Source organism: Flavobacterium arabinosi (assembly GCF_048158725.1).
Taxonomy (GTDB): Bacteria; Bacteroidota; Bacteroidia; order Flavobacteriales; family Flavobacteriaceae; genus Flavobacterium; species Flavobacterium arabinosi.
Genome location: NZ_JBLNKX010000003.1, coordinates 295,553 through 320,028 on the forward strand (window position 1 = coordinate 295,553; position 24,476 = coordinate 320,028).

The following is a 24,476-nucleotide window of genomic DNA, read 5'->3' on the forward strand; positions in this document are numbered from 1 at the left end:
CAAGTAAACGGGAGATAATTTCGAATCAAAATAAATTGTAACAATCTCATTATCAGTATTTATTGTTATATTTACGTAATAAAAATAACTTAAAAAAATAATAGTATGAGAAACATTAAAAAATTTTTAAAACCAGTTTTGATATTAGTTTTTACCGTTACATTTTTATCTTGTAAAAATAATAAAACTGAGAAAACAGAGCCTGAAGAAGCTAAGGCTATGGATACCACTTCTGCTGTTGCGGTCTTTGAACCTTTTAAAGTGATAGTGATTAAGCATAAAGTGGCTGATTATGAAAAATGGAGAAAAGGATACGACGCACATGATTCTATGCGAATGGCTTATGGCATTACCCATCATATCGTAGGACGAGGAATTGATGATGCGAATATGATTGTGGTAATAAATAAATTTAATGATGTACAAAAAGCAAAAGATTTCAGCGTGCTTCCGAATCTTAAAGACGTAATGAAAAAAGCTGGAGTAACCGGTAAACCTGAATTCTCTTATTATGATGTAATACGGAATGATTCGACCAAAATTGACCAGAAAGATCGATTAATGGTGAGCCACCGTGTAAAAGATTTTGATGCGTGGCTCAAAGTGTATGATGCCGAAGGGACTGCCAAAAGAATGGAAGAAGGACTCATTGATAGAGGAATGGCCCGAAGTATAGATGATCCGAACATGGTGGCTCTGGTATTTGCCGTTACCGATATTAAAAAAGCAAAAGCAAGCATGACCTCTGAAGCAAAGAAAAAACTAATGATGGATGCCGGTGTAGAAGGCGCTCCACAAATGTTCTTTTATAAAATTGTGGATTAGTCTGCACGTTTAAAACATATAAAGAAACCGTCTTGTTCATGGAAATAAGACGGTTTTTTTATGGAGATTTTTTAATAAAAAAGATGGTTTACGGGAAACCGTAAAGTAATGAATAAGTTAAGGTTTAGATTTGTAGGAATAGGATGGTTTGTGGTTAAGTATACATGAATTAGCAAAAGTATAAAGAAGCTTTTTATTACACAAAGTCAGTAATATAATATGGATTGGAGCCATTTTATGACTGGTATAAAATAAGTTAAGCGGTAATTTTATTTCAAAAAAAATATAAAAATAATACACAGAAAACTAACATAAACAAAATATAAAATGGCAAATTGTATAGCTTGCAATAAAAGATTAGGGATGCTTAATACACCAATGTTTAGTAAAGGTCAAACTAAAGATTCTGGAACTATTTGTACTTCGTGTCATATGAGTTTAGCAATGAATAATGCTTCTCATATATCAAACAAAATGAAACAATTTACAAATCAAGAAGTTATTGAAACCCTTCAACAAATTAATTCAACAAAAGAGCAAATAAAAAGCGATAAAAAAGAAGAGTTTGAAAGAAAAGTAGAACAACATAAAAATCAAATTAGCTCCAATAATGAAAGGCTTCAAAAAATCAAATTAACTATCTCTAAATTAAACCCAACTGTTGTTAATAAAATAGAAGTTTCAGAATTACCAACAATATTAATGGAAGATGAAAATATAGAAAAAATAAATTCGGGATTTTTAGATGAAGGTAAAGGTTCAACTGGTAATGGTTTATTAGTAGCAACAAATTATAGAGTTATATTTATAGATAAACCAGTGTTTGGTTTTGGAATAAAAATGGAAGATTTTCCATATGACAAAATTTCATCTGTTTCCGTTGAAACTGGGTTTTTAAAAGGTGTATTGAAAATTATTTGTTCTGGTAATACTGCTAAAATAAATTTAGTAACTGGAGCAAAAGAATTTTCAGAATTTATTAGACAAAAAACAATGGTAAAACCAATCGTTCATCAGCAAGTAAATATTGAACCAGATATATTAGGACAAATTGAAAAACTTGCAGAACTTAAAGAAAAAGGAATTTTGACTGAAGAAGAATTCAATGAGAAAAAAGTAATTTTACTAGCAAAATTATAAAACTACCGCAAACATGTTTGTGGCAATTACTTAGTTTTTTCCTGCGAAAAAGCACACATAACACTATAATTTAGTCTTATGTTTAAAAATCAGATATTAAAGAAACAGGCTCTTTATTGGCAAGTAAAATTTCTCACTAAATAAAAAATATTAAAATGAAAAACTTAATCAAAATATTATTAGTTGCTTTGACATTAGCATCTTGTGTAAACTCTAAAAAAGAAATTATAATTGATGTTTCTAGTATTATTGGGAAAAACAAAACTGAAATCGAAAAAATATTAGGTAAACCTGATAATGTTGAAATGATAAAACCAAGTAACACGCCTTGTTTCAATGTACCTTGTGAAAAAGCGAATTACCAATCTGATAAATTTGAAATTGTATTTATAAATGATAAATCTGATTGGATAACTATAAATAAACTTTCAGAATTTGAAATTAATAATGAAAATATTGAATTATTAGGATTAGAATTAAGCGAGCCAAGCATTATTAATCCTGGAAACGTAACTAGATGGAATAATATTGAAAATGTTAAAGAGATAAGTATTTTCGATAATGGTTCTGGAAAAATGGATTATATTTACATTAAAAGCATAACAGAATAGAATACTAAATATAAAAAATTATATCTAAAATATAATTCCAAAGCATTGTTTTTTAGGTTATTGTTTTTTTTGTAAAGTTTTATGTTCGTTTTGTTTCACAACAAAGTATTGAAATTACTATTTATTGGACTTTCTATTCTTACACTTTTTGGAATATTTAAGGACATAAATACTTCATCTAAAAACTGGAATTAAAAAAGAAAAACAATATAAACCTAAAACATAGAATTCAGAATTGAATATGGAAAATATAAAAACAAGTGGAATTGATGATAAATTAGGCTATTTTAATATTATAATTTTAGTATTAACTATTTATGTTTTAGGAGCCTTATTAGTAGAAACTGTTTTTGTATTACCAACTGAAACATCAAAACTTCTCAATTTTATTGATAAAGTAATTTGCCTGATATTCTTTATAGATTTTACAGTCAGGTTTTTTAAAGCCAAGAATAAATTAAAATTTATGCGTTGGGGTTGGATTGATTTAATTTCAAGTATTCCAGTTGTAAATTATTTTAGAGCGGGAAGGTTATTGCGTTTAATTAGGCTCTTAAGGATTATTAGAGCGTTTCGTTCTTCAAAACAATTATTAAATCACGTTTTCAAAAATAAAGCAAAAGGTGCGTTTACATCAGTTTCTATATTTGCAATTTTATTAATCATATTTTCTGCAATTGCAATTTTGCAAGTAGAAAATACAAAAGAAGGAAATATTAAAAGTGCAGAAGATGCAATTTGGTGGGCTTATGTAACAATTACAACAGTTGGTTATGGAGATAAATATCCTGTAACTACTGAAGGACGGTTAATTGCTGTGATTTTAATGACAGCTGGAGTTGGACTTTTTGGAACATTTACAGCTTATGCTTCCTCCTGGTTTGTTGAAGACAAGGTATCGAAGGAATAAATTCGAGAATAATAAATTGGTTATAATTATAAATTTATTACTGATAAAATCGGTTTCACTCGATTTGGATATCAGTTTTTAATTCAAACTTGTTCTTATGCTAAACCATCAAATGATAATTTATTCCTAAGGCGGAGCAATGTGTGGAAAGGTTCGCAGTAACTTTAGCAAAAAAAACAAATATGAGTTTATCTGATAAAGTTGAAGAAAATAATAATGCTGCCTTAAATCCCGTAACCTCAGAACTGGAAGCTTGGGTTGGAATTTTATATTCTTGTATTTCCGCGGACAATCTAATTAAGGATTCCGAAACAGTATCATTATCCAAATTGTTATATTCTAAAGATAAATTTGTTGGAATTGATATTGCACCTCTTTATGCAAAATCTTATCATTTAAAAACGGAACTTGGACAATTAAAATATATTGCTGCTTGTTGTGAATTAATTAATGAAGCAGATAAAGAAACGGTATTTGCCCTTGCTTTGGAAATTTTACTTTCGGATGGCTTACTAGGGGAAGAAGAAAAAAACGTAATTGAAGTTTTGTCAAACCAACTTAAAATAGATACTGGAATGACCAGTAAAATGATAGAAGTTATCTTCTTGAAAAATAAAGGGAATATTAAAGAAATATAAATAACTGCAGCAAAGATCATTCTTAAAAAGAGATGAAATCCAAAATTACTATTTTTTAGAAATAGCAAGCACAACTCAAAAGAGAATTTCCATGCGGCATTCTCTTTTTCTATTTCATACCCTCTTTATATTAATTTTATTACGTAATTTAGAGTGATAAAATTGCAAACCACAATCCGTGTAAATAATCCATAACGTTGTCTTTAAAATCATTGAATTATCAAAAAGAAAATCAAAATAGCGAAACAAAATATTCATGAAAGACTGCATCGGGAACCGTATTTCACGCATCCCAGATTGAAGTTTATTCCTAATATCGTTGTGAACCTGGTTAGCTTTTTATTTTCCTTAGCCGTAGTGGCTACGTTACTTTATTTTGTTCTGAATTATTTGGTTAAAAAGTTTTACCATTTGGATTAAAAAAGAACTGGGATTTTATCTCTTGAAGGTTTTCATAATCACGTTCCCCAGAAATTTAATCAAATAAGGATAAGTTTTCTTTAAAATAAAGAATTGAAGGCATTAAAAAGCCCTAATAAATAGGGCTTAATAAGAAATTATTGTTTTTTTAATTGTGTAAGCAAAGCTTCCGGAACCTTTAAAACAGTACCGTGACGCGTTCCTAATGGAAAACTGATCTTGTCGGAAATATCCTCCCAGCCATTTGCCGTTTCTTTTACAGCACCATATTTTTTCTGGGTATATTTATCAAAGTAAACTACCCAATTTCCATCTATTTTGACAGCGGTAGGTCCTTCAGCCCAATAATTCCCTGTAATAGAATTACCAGCTTTAGTGTAGGGTCCCGTTAAATGCTTGCTGTAGGCTATTTTTATGTTTTTCTGTATTGGTTTTCGGGTTTCATCCTTTAGATACATAAGAAAGCCCTTATCTTGTTTTAAAATAGTGGCATCTATGACATTAAAACCAGGCTCATAAAGAAGTTTAGTACGAGTGAATTTTTTAAAATCTTTTGTAGTGGTGTAATAAATTCTATGATTGTATCCTTTTTCCTCCTCTGATTGAGTTTCCGTAAATTTTCCTTCAATGGTCGATGCCCAATAGATCATGTATTTATTCGTTTTTTCGTCGAAAGTGATTTCTGGTGCCCAAGTATTACGTGCATTTTTTTCATGGGCCATAACGGGAATAAATTCTTGTTTAGACCAATGAATTAAATCTTTTGAGGAAGCATATCCTATTCCCTTATCCGTCCAACTTACTGTCCAGACCATGTGGTACAATCCATCACCGCCCTTTATAATACAAGGATCTCTCATTAATTTATCTTTCCCTACTTCAGGAGTCAAAAAGGAAGTGTCATTTTTTAAAGTATTCCATTTATACCCATCTTCACTATAAGCTAAATGCAAACCATCTTCGCCATTTCCTTTAAAATAAGAAAAAATATATCCATCTGCTTTTGGAATTAATCCGTTGGCAACTAACCATTTTTCACAAGCTTTTGGCCATTCTTTATTCGTTCCTGAAGTACCTAAACCAAAACCATGTCCGCCATTTTCATACAGATGCATTTCAGTCGGTACCTTGTTTTGTTTTAAAGCCAGATAATAATTGATGCTATTCTCAACAGGAACCGCCTTATCGTCTGTAGCATGCACTAAAAACGCTTTTGGTGTATTGGAATCAACCTGTTTTTCAGTGGAATATTTTGCAACCAATTCACTGTTTGCATTTTTACCCAAAAGACTTTCTTTAGACCCATTATGGGTAATTCCGTCTTCCATAGAAATCACAGGATATATCAGGATGGAAAAATCCGGGCGGGCACTTATATTGTCTTTCGAATCATAAACCTTGTCAGAATAATGTGTGGATAGGGTAGCGGCCAAATGTCCTCCGGCAGAAAATCCCATAATTCCTATTTTACTGGAATCTAAATGCCACTTATCAGCATTGCGACGTAATACTCTTACTGCTTCTTGTGCATCTTGCAAAGGGCCAATGGTTTTGTCTTTCATAATGACATCACTTGGCAATCTGTATTTAAGAACAAAGGCAGAAATCCCAATAGATTGAAACCATTCAGCTACTTTATCGCCTTCTTTTTCATGAGACAAAAGCGCATATCCACCACCTGGACAAATAATTACTGCTGTGTTTTTGGAATTATTATTGTTTGCCAAAAAAACTTTCAAAGTAGGCTCCGTCACTTTTCTAATTCCCGTTATTTTTCCCTGGGAATCTAATCTTGGTTCTTGCTTATAGGCTTCATTATTTATTGCTCCGGGAATCTGGTCCCATAATTTTATTTCTTTGTTTTGCGAAAAAACGGTATTTGTTAATCCGAAAAACAATACCAATCCCCAAAATAATACTTTACTTTTATTCATTATGTTTTTCATAAAATTCTATTTCAACTATACGCAACTGCCCTTTAGCATCTACTGCTGTTTTATCCTTGAATAAATCTAATTCTTTATTTGCCTCGACTTCAATAATTTTGTCAAAAGCATCTTTTTCCGAATTGATTCCTGTTAATTCAATAGTTATTTGTTGTGCTAAAACGGGGTTTAAAGGCAGTGTAATATATCCCAAACTTTGCATAGTATCCCCTTTATACACTTCTTTGCCATCAGCTAAAATCCGAATAGGATAACTTTTAGTTCTCCATCCCGTAAATTTAATCACACATTCATTTAGTACAGAAGGTTTGGCCAAGGTATATACTATTCGGCCCGTACTTATTTTTCCATCATTAGACCATTCTGTCAGTTCATTATCATCATAACTTTTATAAACGTCTTCATTGTTCGACAAAGCAGTGGCATGTGAAATAAAAACAGGATTTCTTTTTATGGTATAAGAAGCCGTTTCAGGAGTTGGTCCTTTTTGTAAATTAGATAACAAATCGGCTCCCGGCAATTGTTTCGAAAGTCCGTTTTCAGTTGAAACTGCAGTTGCATTCCATACAATTTCTGACGATTGTAAGCCTTCAGATTTGGCAGTAACACGTATTGCCCCGGATTTCAGGGTAGATTGTAACATGATTCTATTTACTCCGTTTTCTACAGGCAAGTTCTTTGAAAGAATATAGTTGTCCGGTCCTTGAGCGATTCCTCCTAACCATGTAGCATCTCCAGTAACAGAGAATTCAATCATTGTATTGTTTGTTGGACAACGAATACCGTCTTTATCGACTACTTCCACATCCACCAAAGCAACATCGGCACCATCCGCTAACATTCCGTTCGGGTTGGTGTGTTTAGATAGTTTAATAGCAAATGGTACTCCGGAAGTTGTTTTTGTAGCTTCGCTGAGTATTGCTCCTTTAGCATTATAACTTACTGCTTTTACAGTTCCAGATTCCCATTGAATATTGTCAAAAGTAAAGAGAAAAGAATTGCTTCGTGTTCCAAATCCTTTAGATTTACCATTAACAAAAAGTTCCACTTGGTCTCCTGTTGAAACAACATATTCCTTTTTTGCAGTGGTATTGGTATAATTCCAATGACCTAAAATATGTGTTCGGTTTTTTTCTATATCTACCCAACCATCCCATATCACTTGATGTGTGAAAAAACCATCTTTCGGAATGCGCATCGCATCCACTTCGCCGCTAGTTCTGTAATTTGATTCGCCCCTGTGATGGGTATTGGAATCCGAAAAAATAATATTTACACCTCCGGAGTTTACTCTTTTACCAGTCCCAGGGCGTTCCTTATAATAATCATTCCATCGAACAACATTTTCAATGGCATGTCTATCTTGATTGTGATTGTAATCAGAAGCATTTTGTCCGCGATACAATGGACCTTCGCCTTCTTTATGATAAGGAGGGGAGTATTCATCCCAATATTTACGCAATCCTTCATCTCTGGAATATTCCGTAGCCCACAATGGTTTTTTTGCACTTTTATTGATGTAGAGCATTTCACCTCCGTATTCGGCTTCTTGACTGTCTAACATTTCACGGGAACCAATGGCTCTTCCGCCATAAGGATCATAGGTATTTCTAAGGCTTTTCATTTCTTGCATATGGGGTTCACTGATAACTTCGTTCCCACATTCATAAAAAATAATACTCGGATTATTTCGATTGTAAATAATGGCATCCCGCATCAGATTGACACGATGATTCCATTGCTCGCCTTTAGCGTCTTTTTCGGCATCTCCAGCTGGCATTGCTTGCATTAGTCCAACTCTGTCGCAAGATTCTATATCTTGTTTCCAAGGTGTAACATGCATCCATCGCAGTAAATTACCATTTCCTTCCACGACTAATTGATTGCTAAAATCACTTAACCATGCCGGAACTGACATTCCTATTGCTGGCCACTCATTACTCGTTCGTTGTGCGTAGCCTTTTATTTGTATCACACGGTCATTGAGTACAACTTCACCGTTTTTAAATTCCGTTTTGCGAAATCCAGTTTTAGTTTGTACTTCATCTATAACTTTTCCCTCAACTTTCAAGATGGTTTTTACGGTATATAAATAGCCGTATCCCCAACTCCAAAAATGCAATGATTGTACTTGCTGACTCGCTTTGATTATTTTTGTTTCTCCCGGAGCAATTATTGTTTTTTCTCCAGAAAATTCAGCTACCTTTTTATTTTCCATATCCAATAATTCTACCTGATATGAAAAAGTTTTAGGAGCTGTATATTCGTTTTTTACCTGAGATTCAGCCGTTATTAATGCTGATTTTGTTGGAATATTAATTTGGGAAGCATGAATATAAGTTCCTGTTGTTTCCAAGCTTGAATACAACGGTAAGGTCTGGTATAATTTGTCGGTTATATGTAGAAAAACATTCTTTGGAATCCCTCCATAGTTTGCATTAAAATTGTTGTTATTCCATTGAAAAGTGGATCCCGTTTTTTGTTCTTTGTATTTCCAATCGTTATCAATACGAAGTGCCACCGCATTCTGAAAAGGATACGGTTTTATGAATTCACTAATGTCTAAACCAAATGCCATGACTCCATTTTCATGCATGCCGACCTTTGTTCCATTCACATAAATTACACCACCTTGACGGATGCCTTCAAATTCTAAAAAAATCTTTTTATTAGAAATTCCTTGAGGCAGCTTGAACTTTTTACGGTACCAAACAATCCCTGTAGTTAGATCTTCAATAGATTTTTTAAAAGCCTCATTCTGGTTATAAGCATGTGGAAGCGTAACCGATTCCCAATTTTTATCATTAAAATTGATGTTTTTTGCCTCCACGAAATCTCCTGATTTCAATTTCCAATCTGCGTTAAAATTGTATTTATTTCTAACAAATTCCTGCGAAAATGAAATCGAAACAGTCAATAATAAGAACCAGAAACATAAAGCTTTTAAATATTTATCCATTATTTCATTTTATAAATTTCTGATCCAGCCAATAAGAAACAGCCTAATCCGTAATCTTCAAAATCAGGGATTTTATCATAAGATAGCGGTTGTCCGTCTTTTGGTTCTTTACCAGTAGATTGCAGGAAGCCCAAAAAACCATTTTCATGTAAACTTTCTTTTGTCAAGGCATTCCAAGCTTTTTGAATTACTGGCAAATACGTTTCTTTTTTCAAAATTCCGCTATTAATACCATAAGCGATTCCGTAAACGAATAGTGCTGTGCCTGACGCTTCTTTTTCGCCATAATTAGTTGGGTCATGCAAGCTTACATTCCAGAAGCCATCGGCTCTTTGAATTGGAACTAATGCAGTTGCCATAGCTTTCAAATCTTTTACATATTGTTCTCTGTGAGGTGCATTTTCTGGAATTATGGTCAGCACTTTGGCCAAAGCCGCAATTACCCAGCCATTGCCACGACTCCAATAGCAATCTTCTCCATTAGGTTCTTTATACGGCGGATCAAAATCGGCATCACGCCACCATAAGCCATCTTTAGGATTATAAAGTCCATGGTCTCCATGTTTATTTCTGGAAAACATATACATTTCATACATTTTTTCGAAATAACGATTGTCTTTTTCAAGTACTCCCATTTTTGCAAAAACAGGCATTCCCATTTGTATGGCATCAATCCAAGACCAGTCGTTCAATTGAGGAGTATTAAGCAACATATTGATATTTGCTTTTGTATTCTTCAATTTTTCAGCATCCGGTTCTAAGTTGTATAGATCGATATAGGTTTGAGCTGCACAATAATTGTCAGCATTTCGGGTAGTATTTCCGCTATTAAATCCCCATTTATGAAATTGGGACCAGGAATATGCATAATTATAATAGGCTTCTTTTGGGTAAATTTCATGTAAGGCCATTAATCCTTCATAATACACCCCACGAGTCCAAATATTGCTGGGACGTTCCTTGTTGGTAATTATAGTTTTACCGGTATCTGGCCATTTGTCCATAAAATAGCCATTTGCCAATTGCATTTGTTTCAATACCAAGTTTCTGTCAAATGTTTGTTGTGCCATTGCTGTTCCCGAATATATAAGGGATATAGCGAAAAATAAAAGTATTTTTTTCATTTTTTGGAATCGTTAATTAAAATTAATTGTTTTCTTTTAATGGTGTAATAGTAACTGGACCTAACAATCCTGATGGAGTAGGATCCCATTTCGTGGCATCAAATTTTTTATAATCCTTATCTACCATATTTATCTCGTAAAAAATCTTCCATTCTTCTCCTTTGAGTTCCATATCTCTAACTCTGTTGGCTCCAAGATTAGTGACTTTAACGGTCAATGTATTTTTTCCTTTTTTCAGTTTTCCCAGATTAATTGTAAAAGGTGCCGACCAAGCGGTTCCAATATACGAATTATTCAACCATACTTCGGCACTTTCGCGAACATCTCCAAGATTCAAATTCCAATTGTCCGCTGCTGTATTTGGAGCATCAAATTGTAAAGTATAGGTTGCGGTTCCTGAAAAGGCTTCTGCTTCTGGACTTAATTTTGTCCAGGATTCTAAAGTTGAAACTTTGGCATTCGAAGGTAATTTAGGTCCTCCTTTATCAAAAGACAATTCCCAATTTCCTTTTAAGGCAATGGCATCGGCTGATTTTTGATAATATTTCCATTCCTGTTGTGACGCTTTATCTTCCGTTTTAAGTATAAAAGATTGTCCGGATTCAAGGTGAAGCTTAACCAATGTTGCATCTGATTTTTTTTGAACAATAGCATTACCGTATTCTTTGGTTAACGGATCAAAAATTACCACTTCCTTGTTGCCAATTTTTAACGGAATAAAACCATCGATTGCTTTAGAAGTATGATTAACCAAATAGTAGATTTTTTCTCCGTCAATAGTTCTTCGGATGTATTTTAAACCTGAGTTAACTAGTGTTTCAGGATATACTTGTGCTTCATCTAATGCTTGGAATAGGTCAGCAACAGGTTGAATACTTTTTTTGTTTTCTTCAATTAAAGCAGCTAATTTTTTGTTCTGTTTTTCATATTCATTATAACCGGGAACTGATGATGGAAGCCCTTGGAAAATAATTGCTCCTCCAGCTCTTTTCAAGGCTATTAATTTTTCTAAAGTTGCCATTGGCATTTTATCGCAGGCTGGAACAATCAAAGATTTAAAAGTTCCTCCCGGTAAAACTATTTTTCCGTCTTTAACCTGTGCTTGAGAAATAAAATTATCCGAAATAAAATCTACTCCATAGCCATTCTTCATTAGGTTTTGGGTAGTATCATAAAAAGCAGTTCCTTTTAACCATTCTGAAAGGGAGTGTATTTTAAACTGAAAAAACAAAGTTCCGCCTTGGTACTTGTTCCAAGTATCATAAATAGGCCAATACAATAAGGTTTCATTATCAGATTTGCCCTGTTGAAGCATCGACTGGCAACTGGCAATATAAGAAAATAGGGAAGGAGCATCCTCCCAAGTGGGATCGGTTTCATTAAAATTTGCAGAAGCATAAAACTTCCATCCCGGCCATTTTGCTCGCTCTGGCGAATAAGTAGAACCATGAAGAAAAATATGGTTGACTCCATTAAGCAGCAACTCTTCAGCCTCTGGTTTGCATTGTGACAATGCTATTTTGAAATGATCGCGTAACCAAGTAAAAGTCTCTGAAGAAACCAATGGTTTTCCTGCAATATGCGCTGCTGAGGAAGAAAATTTAAGCATGACAGGATCAGCATCACCTTCTCGAATGTCTTGTTTTTCTCTTCTTAAACCATTAATATCAAAGGGCATAGAACCAAAGGTTTCGCATTCTGGAATATCTGCGGAAGCGTATAAATCAATCAGATTTCCTGGAGATCCATGTGCCTGAAGTCTTGTTTTAAATTTTTTGGTATGCGCCCAATTGGTCCACGGTTTATCAAAACGGTTCAATAATAAATCAGAAAGGGTTTCACGATAATCGCTTTTAATTCGGTTGTCCGTTTCATTATCTGTTTTGCTTAATAGTTTTGGGAGTTGTTTTTTAAGATCATAACCTCTTCTGCTTTCAAATTCTTTCAGGAATTGAGGCGTAAAATCAGTGTCGTATACTTCATAACTATCATTAAAAATCGAACGTACTTTTCCTTCAAATCCTTTGAATGCTTTATCAAAAGGAACCACATAAGCGTTAAGGGCTTCTTCTGAATAATGATCTAAAGTGTAGCCTTTTCCTCCTGGGGCTGCTCGTTTTACCTGCTGTCCTGTTTTTCCGCTAAAAATGGCATACAGCGTATAATCTGTTTTTTTGGCTTTCCATTTCAAGAGTTTTCCCTCCAATTTATCCGTCAGGTCAATATAGGTGCCATCAGCGCCATAACCCACTACATTTAAAAGTTGGGCAGGTACTTTTTCTTTGGTACTGTCAGGTTTGATTTCTTGAATGATTTTTGCTCCTTTTTTTACACTATATTTCTCTACCACTAATTTTGTTGCGGCATAGGGTAAGGTTACTTGAGAACCTCCATAAGGCCAACCCGTACCTAAAACCATATCAACTTGCATGCCAGTACTATCTGCAATATGAATTGTATAATCCAGCATTTCCATCCATTTTGGGGAGAGGTAATCTATAAAATTTCCTTCTTCACCTTTTACACCATAAATAGGAGTTATTTCTACACCACCAATACCGGCCTTGTGTAAATCGATAAGGTTTTTTTTAAGATTAGGCTTGTCAACGGCGCTTCCCATCCACCACCAACGGGCCCATGGCTGATTTGTATTTGTTATTTTTGGCCATGGCGAAACTGCTTTTGTTTGAGCAGAAGATTCATGAGAAAAAAGAATCCCTATTGCAATAAGGATGTAATATTGTTTAAATTTCATGGACATATATTATTGTTTAACTTTATCAATTTCTACGGCATAGATTTGGGAATTCCCTTCAAAATTAGCCCTAAAAATAATCAATTTTCCGTCTGGAGAAAAATGTACATTGGGTTCTAATTTATAATTATGGTTTTTCATGTTCACTAATTTTGTGGAAACCATCTTATCTCCTTTAGGTATGAAGTGGTAAATCCATCGGCCATCTTTGGCATGAGCGACTTGTCCATCGTTGCCACCATCACCGGCAAAGGATTTTAAATTTGGAGCAATGTTGTAATGAATAGACCATTCATCGCGTTGTAATGCGTATCGTTTTTCTGCTCCATTTTTAAGATTTTTTCCTGCAAGATAAAAAGTTTCTCCTCTGGGTATTTGAAGGTCAAACCAAATTGTTTTACCGTCAGGACTGAAAAATTCATGTCCAGCAATTTCCCTTTCAACTGTTCTTTTGTGAATGATTTCCTTATTTTTTGTATCAATATTCACATTCCATATCCTATCCACCTTATGCCAAGGCCCTTCGTGGCAGTACATCAATAATTTAGGATCAGTTGGAGAGAATTGCTCATGGTTCAACCAAGCTTTTTCAGAAAATAATTCTTTTAGGCTTCCATTTGCTACATCAATTGTAATTAAAGTGCGCTCTAACTTTGCATCATATATTCTGTCGAAAAAGTCCTTTTTCTCAGGGTATTTTTTCATTATCTCTTGTTCTTCTTTGGAGGATATAACCCCACCAAGCATAGTTTCATCAGCATTTAAAGTAGTTATTGATCCCATTTTGTCTGTTGGGAATTTAAAGATAAATGTTGTTTTGTGTGTATCAATGTGGGTAGCGAAAATACTGTCATTCATTCGGTAATACACTTTACGTGTTTTGTCACCTACAATTTCGCCACTTTTATTTCCGAATTTATTTGTGATTTGAACAATATTTTTTGTTTTCAAATCTATTGTAAATAATTGCGACCCATTAGGAGTACTTCCGTAAAAAACCATTAACCATCCTTTTTTGTTTTTTGTGGGTAAAAATGGATTGTTGTGAAAATAAAAACTGCTATTGTTTCCTTTTCGGTCAATCAACTTTTCTATTTTGTGTCCAGTCTCTGAATCTATCCAAACGGCAGCCAATGAACTTTCTTTGGAGGTTTCCAAAACTGGAATCTTGCTTTGATTGCTAATAGTATTCTGTTTTTCTTTACAGGAAAAACAAAATAGTATTACAATAGCCAACACTAATTTAAGAGTTCTCATTTGCTATTTAAATAAAAAATTTTAAAGTAAAAATAGAATCTCTCTTTAGAAATGCTATCCTGTTGCATCCTGTGTTTTCGAATATAGCGTCATCAATGTCGTTTAATTCAAATAAATCCATTCAATTTTTCCTTTTCATGACTATTATTTATAAATTTTTAGTTTTAAAAATTCCCAATAACCATGATTTTTTTGGTCTTGTTTCAAAACGGGAAACCTTTGAATTTATTTACTGTTTTCTAAGGTGGGGGAATAGGAAACTGCATCAGGATTTATTTTTGAAATAATATAAAAACGAACAATTGCATTGTGATTTTATCTCTCTAATACTTCCCAAACTTTTTTTTTAGCATTTCAGATGTCGAAATTTCACACAAAAACTTTAAAAATTGTATAATTGTCATATTTACAAATAATAAATTATTATAAATACAAAAAATTAAGTTAAAAATTCAAAATATTGAATTGCAATCGATTACATGCTAAATAAAAATCAATTTTACAAAAAATCATAAAATATTGAAAATAAGCAGGATAGTACAGGATAAGTATAGGGTGACGTATAAATAGTTTTGAATAATTTACTAATTTAAATCTTTAAGAAAACAAAATTAATCTTTTTGATAAGCTTAATCATGTATTCTATGTTGATTACCTGATTTGACTAATGTTATCAAAGGTTTCAGAATTTTTATTAGAAGTGTTTTTTTTTATTGTTTTTTTTGTATTTATAATAATTTATTTGAATTTACTTTGGTGAATTGAAAATTATTATATAGTTTTGTGTAATCGATTACATTTATTTAAAATTGGTATATAAACGTATTTGTTACAAAAACAGCATTAGGCACAGAAAATCAAAACTAATTCAGCATTTTTTTTCTATGATAGTCTAATCATGTACAAATTAGGTAACACTAGATTATCAGCTGTTTTGACAAAACAATTTATTTGAATATTAACTAAACTAAATACTATTTCATGAAAAACAAACTTAAAATTTTGATGAGCACCATCATATGTGTATTATTATACACATCTGGTTATGCTCAAGGAAAAACAATTACGGGGGTAATAAGCGACGCCTCAAAATTCCCTATACCAGGAGTAAACGTCCTTATTAAAGGAACCCAAAAAGGAGTAAGTACCGATTTTGATGGTAAATACAGCATTGCAGTTCCAGATGGAGCTACATTAGTTTTTTCTTATATTGGTTTTAAAGCAAAAGAGCAAACAGTAGGTGCTGCAAGCTCCTATAATATTACTTTAGAATCTGAAAGCGCAACACTAGATGAAGTTGTTGTAGTAGGTTACGGTGTAAAGAAGAAAAAAGATCTTACCGGATCTATTGTAAGTGTAGGTGCTGAAGAAATTGCCTCTAGACCTGTACAAAATGCGGTGCAAGCTATGCAAGGAAAAGCTGCTGGTGTAGATATATCATCTAACGAACGCCCTGGACAAGTAGGAAGTATTACCATACGTGGGGCGCGCTCTATTTCGGCTTCCAATTCACCACTTTATGTTGTTGATGGAATTCCTTTAAATTCAAGACTAGTTACCGATTCAGCAGGAAAAATTAGTGTTGATCCAAATTCGGGTGGGATCGATTTTTTAAACCCTAATGACATTGAAACAATTGACGTGCTAAAAGACGCTTCGGCTACTGCTATTTATGGTTCTCGTGGTGCCAATGGGGTTATCATTGTAACAACCAAAAAAGGTAAAAACGGAAAATTCACTTTAAATTACGATACTTCTATAGTTACAGAAACGATACATGAGAATGCTCCAATGATGACTGCGGGAGAATACATTGACTTTCGTCGTTGGGGAAGACATTACTCAAATCCAACTGCTTTCCCAAAAGGAGATGCGCCAAATATCGTGAATGATAAATTAATTTTCTTGGAATCTGCTGATCCATCAGCATGGGCAAACATCCAAAAAGGATGGGCTGGAGGTACATGGGATGGTTCTAAAGTGGCGACCACCGATTGGACTAAGTTTGTTACTCAAACTGGGATTACGCAACAACACAACGTAAGTGTTAGTGGTGGTACAGAGAAAATGAAAGCGTATGGTTCTTTTGGCTTTTTGGATAATACAGGAACATTAAAAGGTCAAGGTTACAAACGCTACAATGGTACTGCCAGTATTGATATTACACCAACTAAATGGTTCTCTATGGGAGCTAATCTTAATACCAGCTATAGTATAAACGAATTCGGACAATCTAACGTGGGTAGATCTGCCACTACAAGTTCTGGAGGGATATATCAAACAGCTCGTGCTAATCTTCCGTACGCAGTTCCTTACGACAGCAATGGAGTACGTATTGATAATCCAGGAGGAGATACAACTATTAGAACCGTTGTCGACGAAGACAAATTCTCTCAAGACCAACGTATAACATTACGTGCTTTTGGTAGCTTTTATGCGCAGTTAGATTTTGGTTCATTTTCTCACGCACTTGATGGTTTAAAATACCGTGTCAATTTTGGTCCGGATATTACGTCTTACCGCGACGGGGTGTTTTTAGATGGTAAATCAGCGATTCGTTCCGGTACAAGTTTTGCTTCATTGGCAAAAGAACAATCCATTTCTTATACTTTAGACCATTTACTTTTTTACAATAAAACAGTAGGCAACCATAATTTTGGCTTGACTTTATTGCAGAGTCAAACGCAATACCACAATGAAGGAAGTGCCATGTCTGCCAATGACATTAAAAATGTGGCAAACAAATGGAATGCTTTAACTCCTGCAAATGTAACGCTTGCCAGCTATTCTTCTGGCCTTACAGATACTGGATTGTTATCTTATATGGGTAGAGTAAACTATGGCTATGCCGACAAATACTTACTTACGGCATCAGTTCGTCAGGATGAAGCTTCTCAGTTAGCTCCGGGAAACAAAGCGTCGATTTTTCCTAGTGCTTCTGTAGCATGGCGTTTAGATAGAGAGAATTTTTTGAAAGATGCATCTTGGATTAACCAATTAAAACTAAGGGCAGGTTACGGAGAAACCGGAAATGCCGCAGTACCTGCTTACGCTACCCAACCTCCATTAACAGGAATAGTTTACGCAACAGGATCGGGTGTAACAAATAATACCTCTTTAGGTAATTTAGAATTGGGCTGGGAGCAAACGGCACAGTTTAACTATGGTATCGATTTCTCTATGTTTAACAGCAGGTTATCTGGTGCTTTAGAATATTATACAAGTCAAACTACTGATTTATTATTAAGAAGAAGTGTTCCAACGGTTATTGGAGTTACTAATACGTATCAAAACGTAGGGGAAACAAAAGGAAATGGAGTAGAACTTACTTTGAATACTATAAATGTAAGAACGAAAGATTTTGAATGGAGTTCTAGCTTTAGTGGTTCCTACCAAAAAAGCCGTATTGTTTCTTTACAAAATGGTAAATTTGATGACATCAACAACAACTTATTTATCGGACAATCGCAAAATGTGATTTATGGTTTTGAATCAAACGGAATTTGGAAACCAGAGGATGCTGTCGAAATGGCCAAATTCAACGCGTTTGCAACCACTCCTGTGTTTTCATTCGGAAATGCCAGACCGGTAGATCAAAATGGTGACTATAAAATTGATGCTAACAACGACCGTGTGATAATAGGTAGTGCTGATCCAAAATTTATAACAGGATTAACGAATAGTTTTAGTTATAAAAATATCGAATTATCTTTCTTTGTATATGGACGTATGGGATACACTTATAATACAGGAGGAGAAAACGAAGGTGCAAAAGCGAGTCAAAGAGCTATTAATTATTATAATGATAATAATACCAATTCAGAATACCAAAAACCAATCTTTTCGGCAGGTACTGGTGATTCCTTTTTTCCTATTTTAGGGTATCGTAATGGTTCGTTCTTAAAAATACGAAACATCTCTTTAGGGTACAGCTTCACAGAAGAATTGGTAGAGCAAATTGGTGTTTCTAAAATGAGATTTTATATTCAAGCAAGCAATCCAGGTATGATTTTTTCTAAAGTTAAATGGACTGATCTAGACACACAAACGACTGCTTCTAATAGAGGATTTACTTTAGGAATGAATGTACAATTCTAAAATTAAATTTTAATAAAAAATAAATTATGAAAAATTATAAAAAACTATACATCAATTTGATGCTAGTAGCTACATTGGGTCTTAGTACATCCTGCAACCAAGATTACCTGGACGAAGAATTAAATACTGCGTATAGCAAGGATTATTACACCACCGAAGTAGGAATTCAAGCTTTGGCTGTTGGAACTTACTACCAAGTATTTGCAGCAGAATTGAGTAGCGAAGTACCTCTTACGGCAACACAATCAGGTACAGATGAATTTCATGCCGGTGGAGATCCCTCTAACTGGACATGGAACTCGTATTCTACCGGTCTAAAAGCTTTTGTAACAGTATCTAATGCTAACACTGTTGCAGCTAACACTAATTGGGATAATTTGTATATTGGAATTGGTAATGCCAATCAATTAATTGAATCAGCTACAGCAATTGTTTCTACTAATGATGCTATCAAGAAAACAGCATTAGGGGAAGGATACTTTTTGAGAGCTTTCAATTACTTAAAACTTGTGAGCCAATATGGAGGTGTACCTATAAAATTGACTACAAGTTCTACTGTAGAATTAGAATTTACCAGAGCGACTCCAGAAGAAGTCTTGAAACAAGTAATTGCTGATTTTACACAAGCATATAGCTTATTAAGTAATACAGGATCACCTGCTAAAATTACTAAAGATGCGGCTGCCCACTATTTAGCAAAAGCTTATTTAAGTCGTGCCAGCGAAATTAATGACAGTTGGAACTCGACTACAAAAGCTGCTGATTTACTGCAAGTAGTTACCTTGTCAAACCAAGTTATTGCTAGCCATCCATTAGCAGCAAACTTTGGCGATTTATGGAACTATACCACTGCAGATGGTGCAAATGAAAAACTACCGGAATTAATCTTGTCGGCCCAGTTCAATGCCAGTGCTTTGACTTCCGGAGGTAATCAACAACACTTGCATTTTCTTTCGACTTATGACCAGTTACCTCAAATGAGACGTAACCTGGCAGGGGGAAGACCGTTTAGCCGTTTGGCACCTACTTATTTTGTTTTTGATGTATTTGACCAAGTAAATGATTCTCGTTTCTGGAAAAGTTTTCAAACAAAAAGCATCGTCAACAATAAATCAGGAACTTATTATGTAAATGGTGATTTAGGTATTATGTACGTTATCAATAACGCTACGGACACTCGCTTTGCAAAAACTAAAAATACAGATGCTATAATCTATTCAAAAACCGGAAAAACAATTCCAAGTGTTTATGTAGCTTATGCAGCAGACAAAGTTGGCTTAATGGCTGATGTAAGATTTCCATCTTTAAGCAAACATCTGGATGGTAACAGAGTAGATGTAGCTAACACAAAAGGATCTCGTGATATGGTATTAGCGCGTTCGGCAGAAACCTATTTGATGGCCGCTGAAGCAAAAGTGCGTTTGGCTAAATTAGGAACAGCTACTTTTGCAGATGCTCTATCTTACATTAATACAGTTCGTACACGTGCTAATTACAAATCTGGAGAAAATCGTGCTGCTTATACTGATGGTTCAGCTGCATGGACAGTTGCTGGACAAGTAGGGATTCCTATTTCTTTTATTCCAGAAAACTCGTATTACGAATCTAATAACATTGCAACTACAACTGCGGCAACTAACTTAACAATCGCTAGCATTAGTGCCTTGCCTGCAGCGGATCAGGCTGTAATTACAAAACTAGGATACTCTAGTGATTACGACCGAATGCTGTGTCTAATATTGAATGAGCGTACTAGAGAACTTTGTGGAGAGTTTCACCGTTGGGAGGACTTAAGTAGAACTAAAACTTTGGTAGCTAGAGCAAAAGCTTACAATCCTGAAGCAGCTCCAAATGTTCAAGATTTTCATAACCTGCGTCCTATTCCTCAAACTTTTTTAGATGGAATATATGCAAGTGGAAAACCATTGACGGCTACTGAAAAACAAGCAATGCAAAATCCTGGTTATTAATCTAAAGGATCTATTATTAAATATTTTTTTAAGCGCTATAGTTTTTACTATAGCGCTTTTTTTATATGCTTCTTTCTAGATTAAAGGTTAACAAAATCTATTGTCATAACCAAAAATAAAATAGGTGTAAATATTTAACTCTTTTATTAAATATTCTTATTTAATAAAGTTTTTTCCTGTTCTGATAACAACAAATGAGGCAGAAGTGTCTCTTTATAATTCTGAAAAATTGCTGTATGAAAAAGGAAATAAAACAAAATTAACTTCTAGAAGTATTTGTAACTACAGTTGTTTTTAGACTGACTACTAATTAACTTCATAATTATATGTTTAGTATACTATCTATTCAAACTAAACAAAAAAATACTATCCTCAGTAATCTGTTTAATTTTTAAGATAGAAAGTTAATGTATCATGCATTTATATGGTATCAATAAATTATTTTTTTAGGATAAAAATTCCGTTTTTTTTAAAATATGTTTAAAAATTAAAAAAATAAAATAAACTTTTCGCAAACTTTATATTTAAACAATTCAAAATCAATAACTTATGATTTGTAGGAATTATATATAATTCAAATTATAATATTATGTTAAAAAACTACAGGGAGGCACAGGATAGAGGATGTTTTCCTTATGGATATATTTGGATTGAATTAATAATAAAATTTAATGTAATATGAAAAACAAAATTATTCTTTTGATGAGTATAATCATGTGCACTTTGATGTGTACATCAGGTTTTGCTCAGGAAAAAAATGTTACAGGGACAGTTAATGATCCTTCAAATCTTCCTATTCCAGGAGTTAATATATTTGTTAAAGGAACAAAAAAAGGAGTAATTTCTGATATTGATGGGAAATACAGTCTTTCAGTATCTACAGGAGAAACTTTAGTTTTTTCTTTTTTGGGTTTTAAAACAAAAGAGCAAAAAATAGGTAATGCAAATTCCTATAATGTTTCTTTAGAATCTGAAAACGCTAGCTTAAATGAAGTTGTTATTATTGGTTATGGAACACAAAAGAAAAAACTAACGACAGGAGCTATTTCTGGAATTAAAACTGAGAATTTCACGGAGCGACCAATGTCAAGAGTTGATCAAGGTATGATTGGACAAATTGCAGGGGTTAGGGTAAAACAAACTTCAGGTTTGCCTGGACAACCTTTTAGTGTTGAAATTAGAGGTGCAGGATCTATTACTGCTGGAAACGAACCTTTATATGTAGTAGATGGATTTCCTATTTATACAGAGGGATCTAATGGTTCAGGAGGATTTACAAATGGTAGTCCATTAGACAATATGAACCCTAATGATATTGCTTCAGTAGAAGTGTTAAAAGATGCGGCAGCAGCTGCGATTTACGGTTCTAGAGCTTCAAATGGAGTTGTTTTAATTACAACTAAAAAAGGTAAATCAGGAAAAGCAAAATTCTCTTTTAATACTTATTCTGGATTGAATATGGAAGCCAATAGAGTGGATGTGTTAGATTCACAACAATGGATTGATAGAGCAAAAGTTTTTATTGATGCACAATGGTTAGCTTCTGGAATCCCTGGAGCGACAGCTACTCAAACCACCGCACAGAGAACTGCTGCTTATAATGCAGTAAATCCTTCGACTCCGCTTACCCCAAGTAATGCTAGATACCCTACCTATCTTTATGATGATAGATGGGATATGCCAGGTCATCCAGGATTAGATTATATTAATTGGCAAGATAAAGTATTCAGTACAGGAGAATTTCATAATTATCAATTAGCTGTTTCTGGAGCTACCGATGCCGTTAATTATTATGTTTCTGCAAGTTACCAAGATAACGAAGGGTATATGGTTGGCACTGGTTATTCCTTGTTTTCCGCAAGAGCCAATATTGACATCAAATTATCCGATAAATTTAAAATGGGAATTAATTTAGCTCCTTCTTACTCTATTAAAGATGACCCAGGAATAGAAGGAAAAGACAACATATTGCACAAAGCACTTGGTGCAACTCCAGTTTTTGAAAATACACCCAATATTGATGGAGAAAAATATACTGTAAAGTATCTATGGGGAAGCACTACGACAAGTATGCTTAATTTATTGGATAGAAAAGGACAGAACTCTATGTATAGAAACCTTGTTTCCTCTTATGCAACTTATCAGCTTACAGATGGTTTAACACTTAAGAGTACTCTTAATTTTGACAATACTGACAATACTGCTGAAAATTATACGCCAGGTAGTAAATTGACGGATATTCGTGGATCTTATAATACCTATAGAAGACAAAATGCGGTGATTGAAAATACTTTAAATTATATTAAGTCATTCAAAAATCATAATTTCAATGTACTTTTAGGTCAGTCTTTCAACTCTTATAAAATTACAAAATCGACGCTTTCTTCTGGTGCTCTATATACTAATTTTGTTACCGAAACTTTACCTAGTGGATCACTTGGTACTACTACCGCAGAGAAAAATACGTTGCTTTCTTATTTTGCCAGATTGCAGTATAATTATAAAGAAAAATACTTGTTTTCTGCCAGTTATAGACGTGATGGTTCTTCAAAATTTGGATCAGAACAAAGATGGGGTGAATTTCCTTCGTTGTCATTGGGGTGGAGAGTTAAGCAGGAAGGTTTTATGGAGAATGTAGATTGGATTAACGATTTAAAATTGAGAGTGAGTGCAGGTGTGAATGGTAGTAATAATATTCGTAGCTATCCTCAACCAGTACTTGGAAATTATAATTATACCGTTGGAGGAGTTCTTGCTATCGGACAAGGTGTTTCATCAATTGAAAACAAAGCAGTACACTGGGAAGAATCCAAAAGTATTGATTATGGTGTCGATTTTTCGATATTAAAAAATAGAATATCTGGAACATTTGAAGTGTATAGAAAAGAAAACAAAGAATTACTATTAAATGTACCTATTGCAAGTGCCTCTGGATTTAGCAGTTATCTTGATAATATTGGAACTGTTTTAAACCAAGGATGGGAAGCAGAACTAAATACAGTCAATGTTGCCAGTAAAGATTTTCAATGGAAAACTTCCATGAATTTTAGTCATAACGAAAATAAAGTTTTGGAATTAGGATCAGGGCAACAAAAAATTGAAATTGCAGCCAGTGGTCTTAGCGGCGTTCCATTTGTGAAATTAGAAGTAGGAAAACCAATGTATACCCTATTTATGTTAAAACAAGATGGTGTGGTAACTCAAGCTGATATTGATACTGGTGGTACTACTATCGGAGGAAATAAATTAGTGCTTGGTGATCCGAGATATGTAGATCAAAACGGTGATAAAAAAATCACTACTGATGACCGTGTTGATGTTGGGAATCCAATACCAAAATACACTTGGGGAATTACCAATACATTCAAATACAAAGATGTTGATTTGAATATTTTAGTTCAAGGTCAAAATGGCGGTACCGTTTATGGATTAATAGGAAGAGCTATCGATCGTACAGGACAGGCTTCAGTAGAAAATACACTTGATGTTAACCCTGCGGTTAGAGGTAACTGGAGAACTTCTTTTGGATTTCAAGCGAATACGGATTGGTTATATTCTTCAGACTATGTTAGTATCAGAAGTATAACATTGGGTTATGATTTAGCCAAAGCTGTAAAATCGTTGACAAGAATTGACAAAGCAAGATTATACATAACTGGAGAAAACTGGTTTTACTGGAATAAATACAAAGTAGGTTTTAATCCAGACGCAGTAAACACTTCTGCAAGTTCTGATGGTAACTTCTCGCTTCCCGTTGATTATGGAGGAGCTCCAATAGCTAAATCAATAGTTTTAGGACTTAACATTAATTTTAATTAAAATT

General features: G+C 33.9%; 13 protein-coding genes. 8 read left to right on the plus strand and 5 right to left on the minus strand.

All coding sequences use genetic code 11. The annotated features are described in order from the left end of the window. Window positions 1-105: 105 nt before the first annotated feature. From ACM55K_RS08110 to ACM55K_RS08130, 5 genes are all read left to right on the plus strand, one after another. Window positions 106-825: a hypothetical protein gene (locus ACM55K_RS08110; RefSeq protein WP_416849734.1), complete on the plus strand. Its 720-nt coding sequence runs from the start codon at window positions 106-108 to the stop codon at window positions 823-825. Window positions 826-1,152: 327 nt separating this feature from the next. After that, window positions 1,153-1,965 (plus strand): PH domain-containing protein, encoded by an 813-nt coding sequence (locus ACM55K_RS08115; RefSeq protein WP_416849735.1) that lies wholly within the window; start codon window positions 1,153-1,155, stop codon window positions 1,963-1,965. Window positions 1,966-2,120: 155 nt separating this feature from the next. Further along, the gene (locus ACM55K_RS08120) at window positions 2,121-2,576 is read left to right on the plus strand and encodes a hypothetical protein (RefSeq protein ID WP_416849736.1); all 456 of its coding nucleotides are present in this window, start codon (window positions 2,121-2,123) and stop codon (window positions 2,574-2,576) included. A 241-nt stretch (window positions 2,577-2,817) separates the two neighbouring features. Beyond that, window positions 2,818-3,486, plus strand: coding sequence for a potassium channel family protein (locus ACM55K_RS08125; RefSeq protein WP_416849737.1), 669 nt, complete (start codon window positions 2,818-2,820; stop codon window positions 3,484-3,486). Window positions 3,487-3,668: 182 nt separating this feature from the next. Next, window positions 3,669-4,124: a hypothetical protein gene (locus tag ACM55K_RS08130; RefSeq protein ID WP_416849738.1), complete on the plus strand. Its 456-nt coding sequence runs from the start codon at window positions 3,669-3,671 to the stop codon at window positions 4,122-4,124. 557 nt (window positions 4,125-4,681) lie between these two features. On the opposite strand, the gene ACM55K_RS08135 is transcribed toward ACM55K_RS08130, so the two are convergent. Genes ACM55K_RS08135 through ACM55K_RS08155 form a run of 5 tightly spaced genes read right to left on the minus strand, consistent with a single transcriptional unit; the run spans window position 4,682 to window position 14,585 of the window. After that, window positions 4,682-6,490, minus strand: a complete 1,809-nt coding sequence (locus tag ACM55K_RS08135; protein ID WP_416849739.1) for an alpha/beta hydrolase fold domain-containing protein — start codon at window positions 6,488-6,490, stop codon at window positions 4,682-4,684. Beyond that, a complete protein-coding gene (locus ACM55K_RS08140; RefSeq protein ID WP_416849740.1) occupies window positions 6,471-9,449 on the minus strand; it encodes a glycoside hydrolase family 2 protein in 2,979 nt (992 codons plus the stop codon). The genes ACM55K_RS08135 and ACM55K_RS08140 overlap by 20 nt, the downstream gene beginning before the upstream one ends. Beyond that, on the minus strand, window positions 9,449-10,573 hold the full coding sequence (locus ACM55K_RS08145; protein ID WP_416849741.1) for a glycoside hydrolase family 88/105 protein: 1,125 nt from the start codon (window positions 10,571-10,573) through the stop codon (window positions 9,449-9,451). Before ACM55K_RS08145 ends, ACM55K_RS08140 begins: the two co-directional genes overlap by 1 nt. 22 nt (window positions 10,574-10,595) lie before the next feature. Then, a complete protein-coding gene (locus ACM55K_RS08150; protein ID WP_416849742.1) occupies window positions 10,596-13,334 on the minus strand; it encodes a glycosyl hydrolase in 2,739 nt (912 codons plus the stop codon). Between the two features lie 3 nt (window positions 13,335-13,337). Further along, on the minus strand, window positions 13,338-14,585 hold the full coding sequence (locus ACM55K_RS08155; RefSeq protein WP_416849743.1) for an oligogalacturonate lyase family protein: 1,248 nt from the start codon (window positions 14,583-14,585) through the stop codon (window positions 13,338-13,340). Between the two features lie 981 nt (window positions 14,586-15,566). On the opposite strand from ACM55K_RS08155, the gene ACM55K_RS08160 reads away from it, so the two are divergent. The 3 genes from ACM55K_RS08160 to ACM55K_RS08170 all read left to right on the plus strand — a co-directional run bounded on the left by ACM55K_RS08160 (window position 15,567) and on the right by ACM55K_RS08170 (window position 24,472). Beyond that, window positions 15,567-18,683 (plus strand): SusC/RagA family TonB-linked outer membrane protein, encoded by a 3,117-nt coding sequence (locus ACM55K_RS08160; RefSeq protein WP_416849744.1) that lies wholly within the window; start codon window positions 15,567-15,569, stop codon window positions 18,681-18,683. A gap of 26 nt (window positions 18,684-18,709) precedes the next feature. Then, the gene (locus ACM55K_RS08165) at window positions 18,710-20,653 is read left to right on the plus strand and encodes a RagB/SusD family nutrient uptake outer membrane protein (protein ID WP_416849745.1); all 1,944 of its coding nucleotides are present in this window, start codon (window positions 18,710-18,712) and stop codon (window positions 20,651-20,653) included. 678 nt (window positions 20,654-21,331) lie between these two features. Then, the gene (locus ACM55K_RS08170; protein ID WP_416849746.1) at window positions 21,332-24,472 is read left to right on the plus strand and encodes a SusC/RagA family TonB-linked outer membrane protein; all 3,141 of its coding nucleotides are present in this window, start codon (window positions 21,332-21,334) and stop codon (window positions 24,470-24,472) included. Window positions 24,473-24,476: the final 4 nt, after the last annotated feature.

Excerpts from the sequence above, each read along its gene's own strand:
- ACM55K_RS08140 (WP_416849740.1), bottom strand. The coding sequence starts at position 9,449 with ATGGATAAATATTTAAAAGCTTTATGTTTCTGGTTCTTATTATTGACT.
- ACM55K_RS08115 (WP_416849735.1), top strand. The coding sequence starts at position 1,153 with ATGGCAAATTGTATAGCTTGCAATAAAAGATTAGGGATGCTTAATACA.
- ACM55K_RS08155 (WP_416849743.1), bottom strand. The coding sequence starts at position 14,585 with ATGAGAACTCTTAAATTAGTGTTGGCTATTGTAATACTATTTTGTTTT.
- ACM55K_RS08120 (WP_416849736.1), top strand. The coding sequence starts at position 2,121 with ATGAAAAACTTAATCAAAATATTATTAGTTGCTTTGACATTAGCATCT.
- ACM55K_RS08165 (WP_416849745.1), top strand. The coding sequence starts at position 18,710 with ATGAAAAATTATAAAAAACTATACATCAATTTGATGCTAGTAGCTACA.
- ACM55K_RS08130 (WP_416849738.1), top strand. The coding sequence starts at position 3,669 with ATGAGTTTATCTGATAAAGTTGAAGAAAATAATAATGCTGCCTTAAAT.
- ACM55K_RS08145 (WP_416849741.1), bottom strand. The coding sequence starts at position 10,573 with ATGAAAAAAATACTTTTATTTTTCGCTATATCCCTTATATATTCGGGA.
- ACM55K_RS08160 (WP_416849744.1), top strand. The coding sequence starts at position 15,567 with ATGAAAAACAAACTTAAAATTTTGATGAGCACCATCATATGTGTATTA.
- ACM55K_RS08125 (WP_416849737.1), top strand. The coding sequence starts at position 2,818 with ATGGAAAATATAAAAACAAGTGGAATTGATGATAAATTAGGCTATTTT.
- ACM55K_RS08150 (WP_416849742.1), bottom strand. The coding sequence starts at position 13,334 with ATGTCCATGAAATTTAAACAATATTACATCCTTATTGCAATAGGGATT.
- ACM55K_RS08110 (WP_416849734.1), top strand. The coding sequence starts at position 106 with ATGAGAAACATTAAAAAATTTTTAAAACCAGTTTTGATATTAGTTTTT.
- ACM55K_RS08135 (WP_416849739.1), bottom strand. The coding sequence starts at position 6,490 with ATGAAAAACATAATGAATAAAAGTAAAGTATTATTTTGGGGATTGGTA.
- ACM55K_RS08170 (WP_416849746.1), top strand. The coding sequence starts at position 21,332 with ATGAAAAACAAAATTATTCTTTTGATGAGTATAATCATGTGCACTTTG.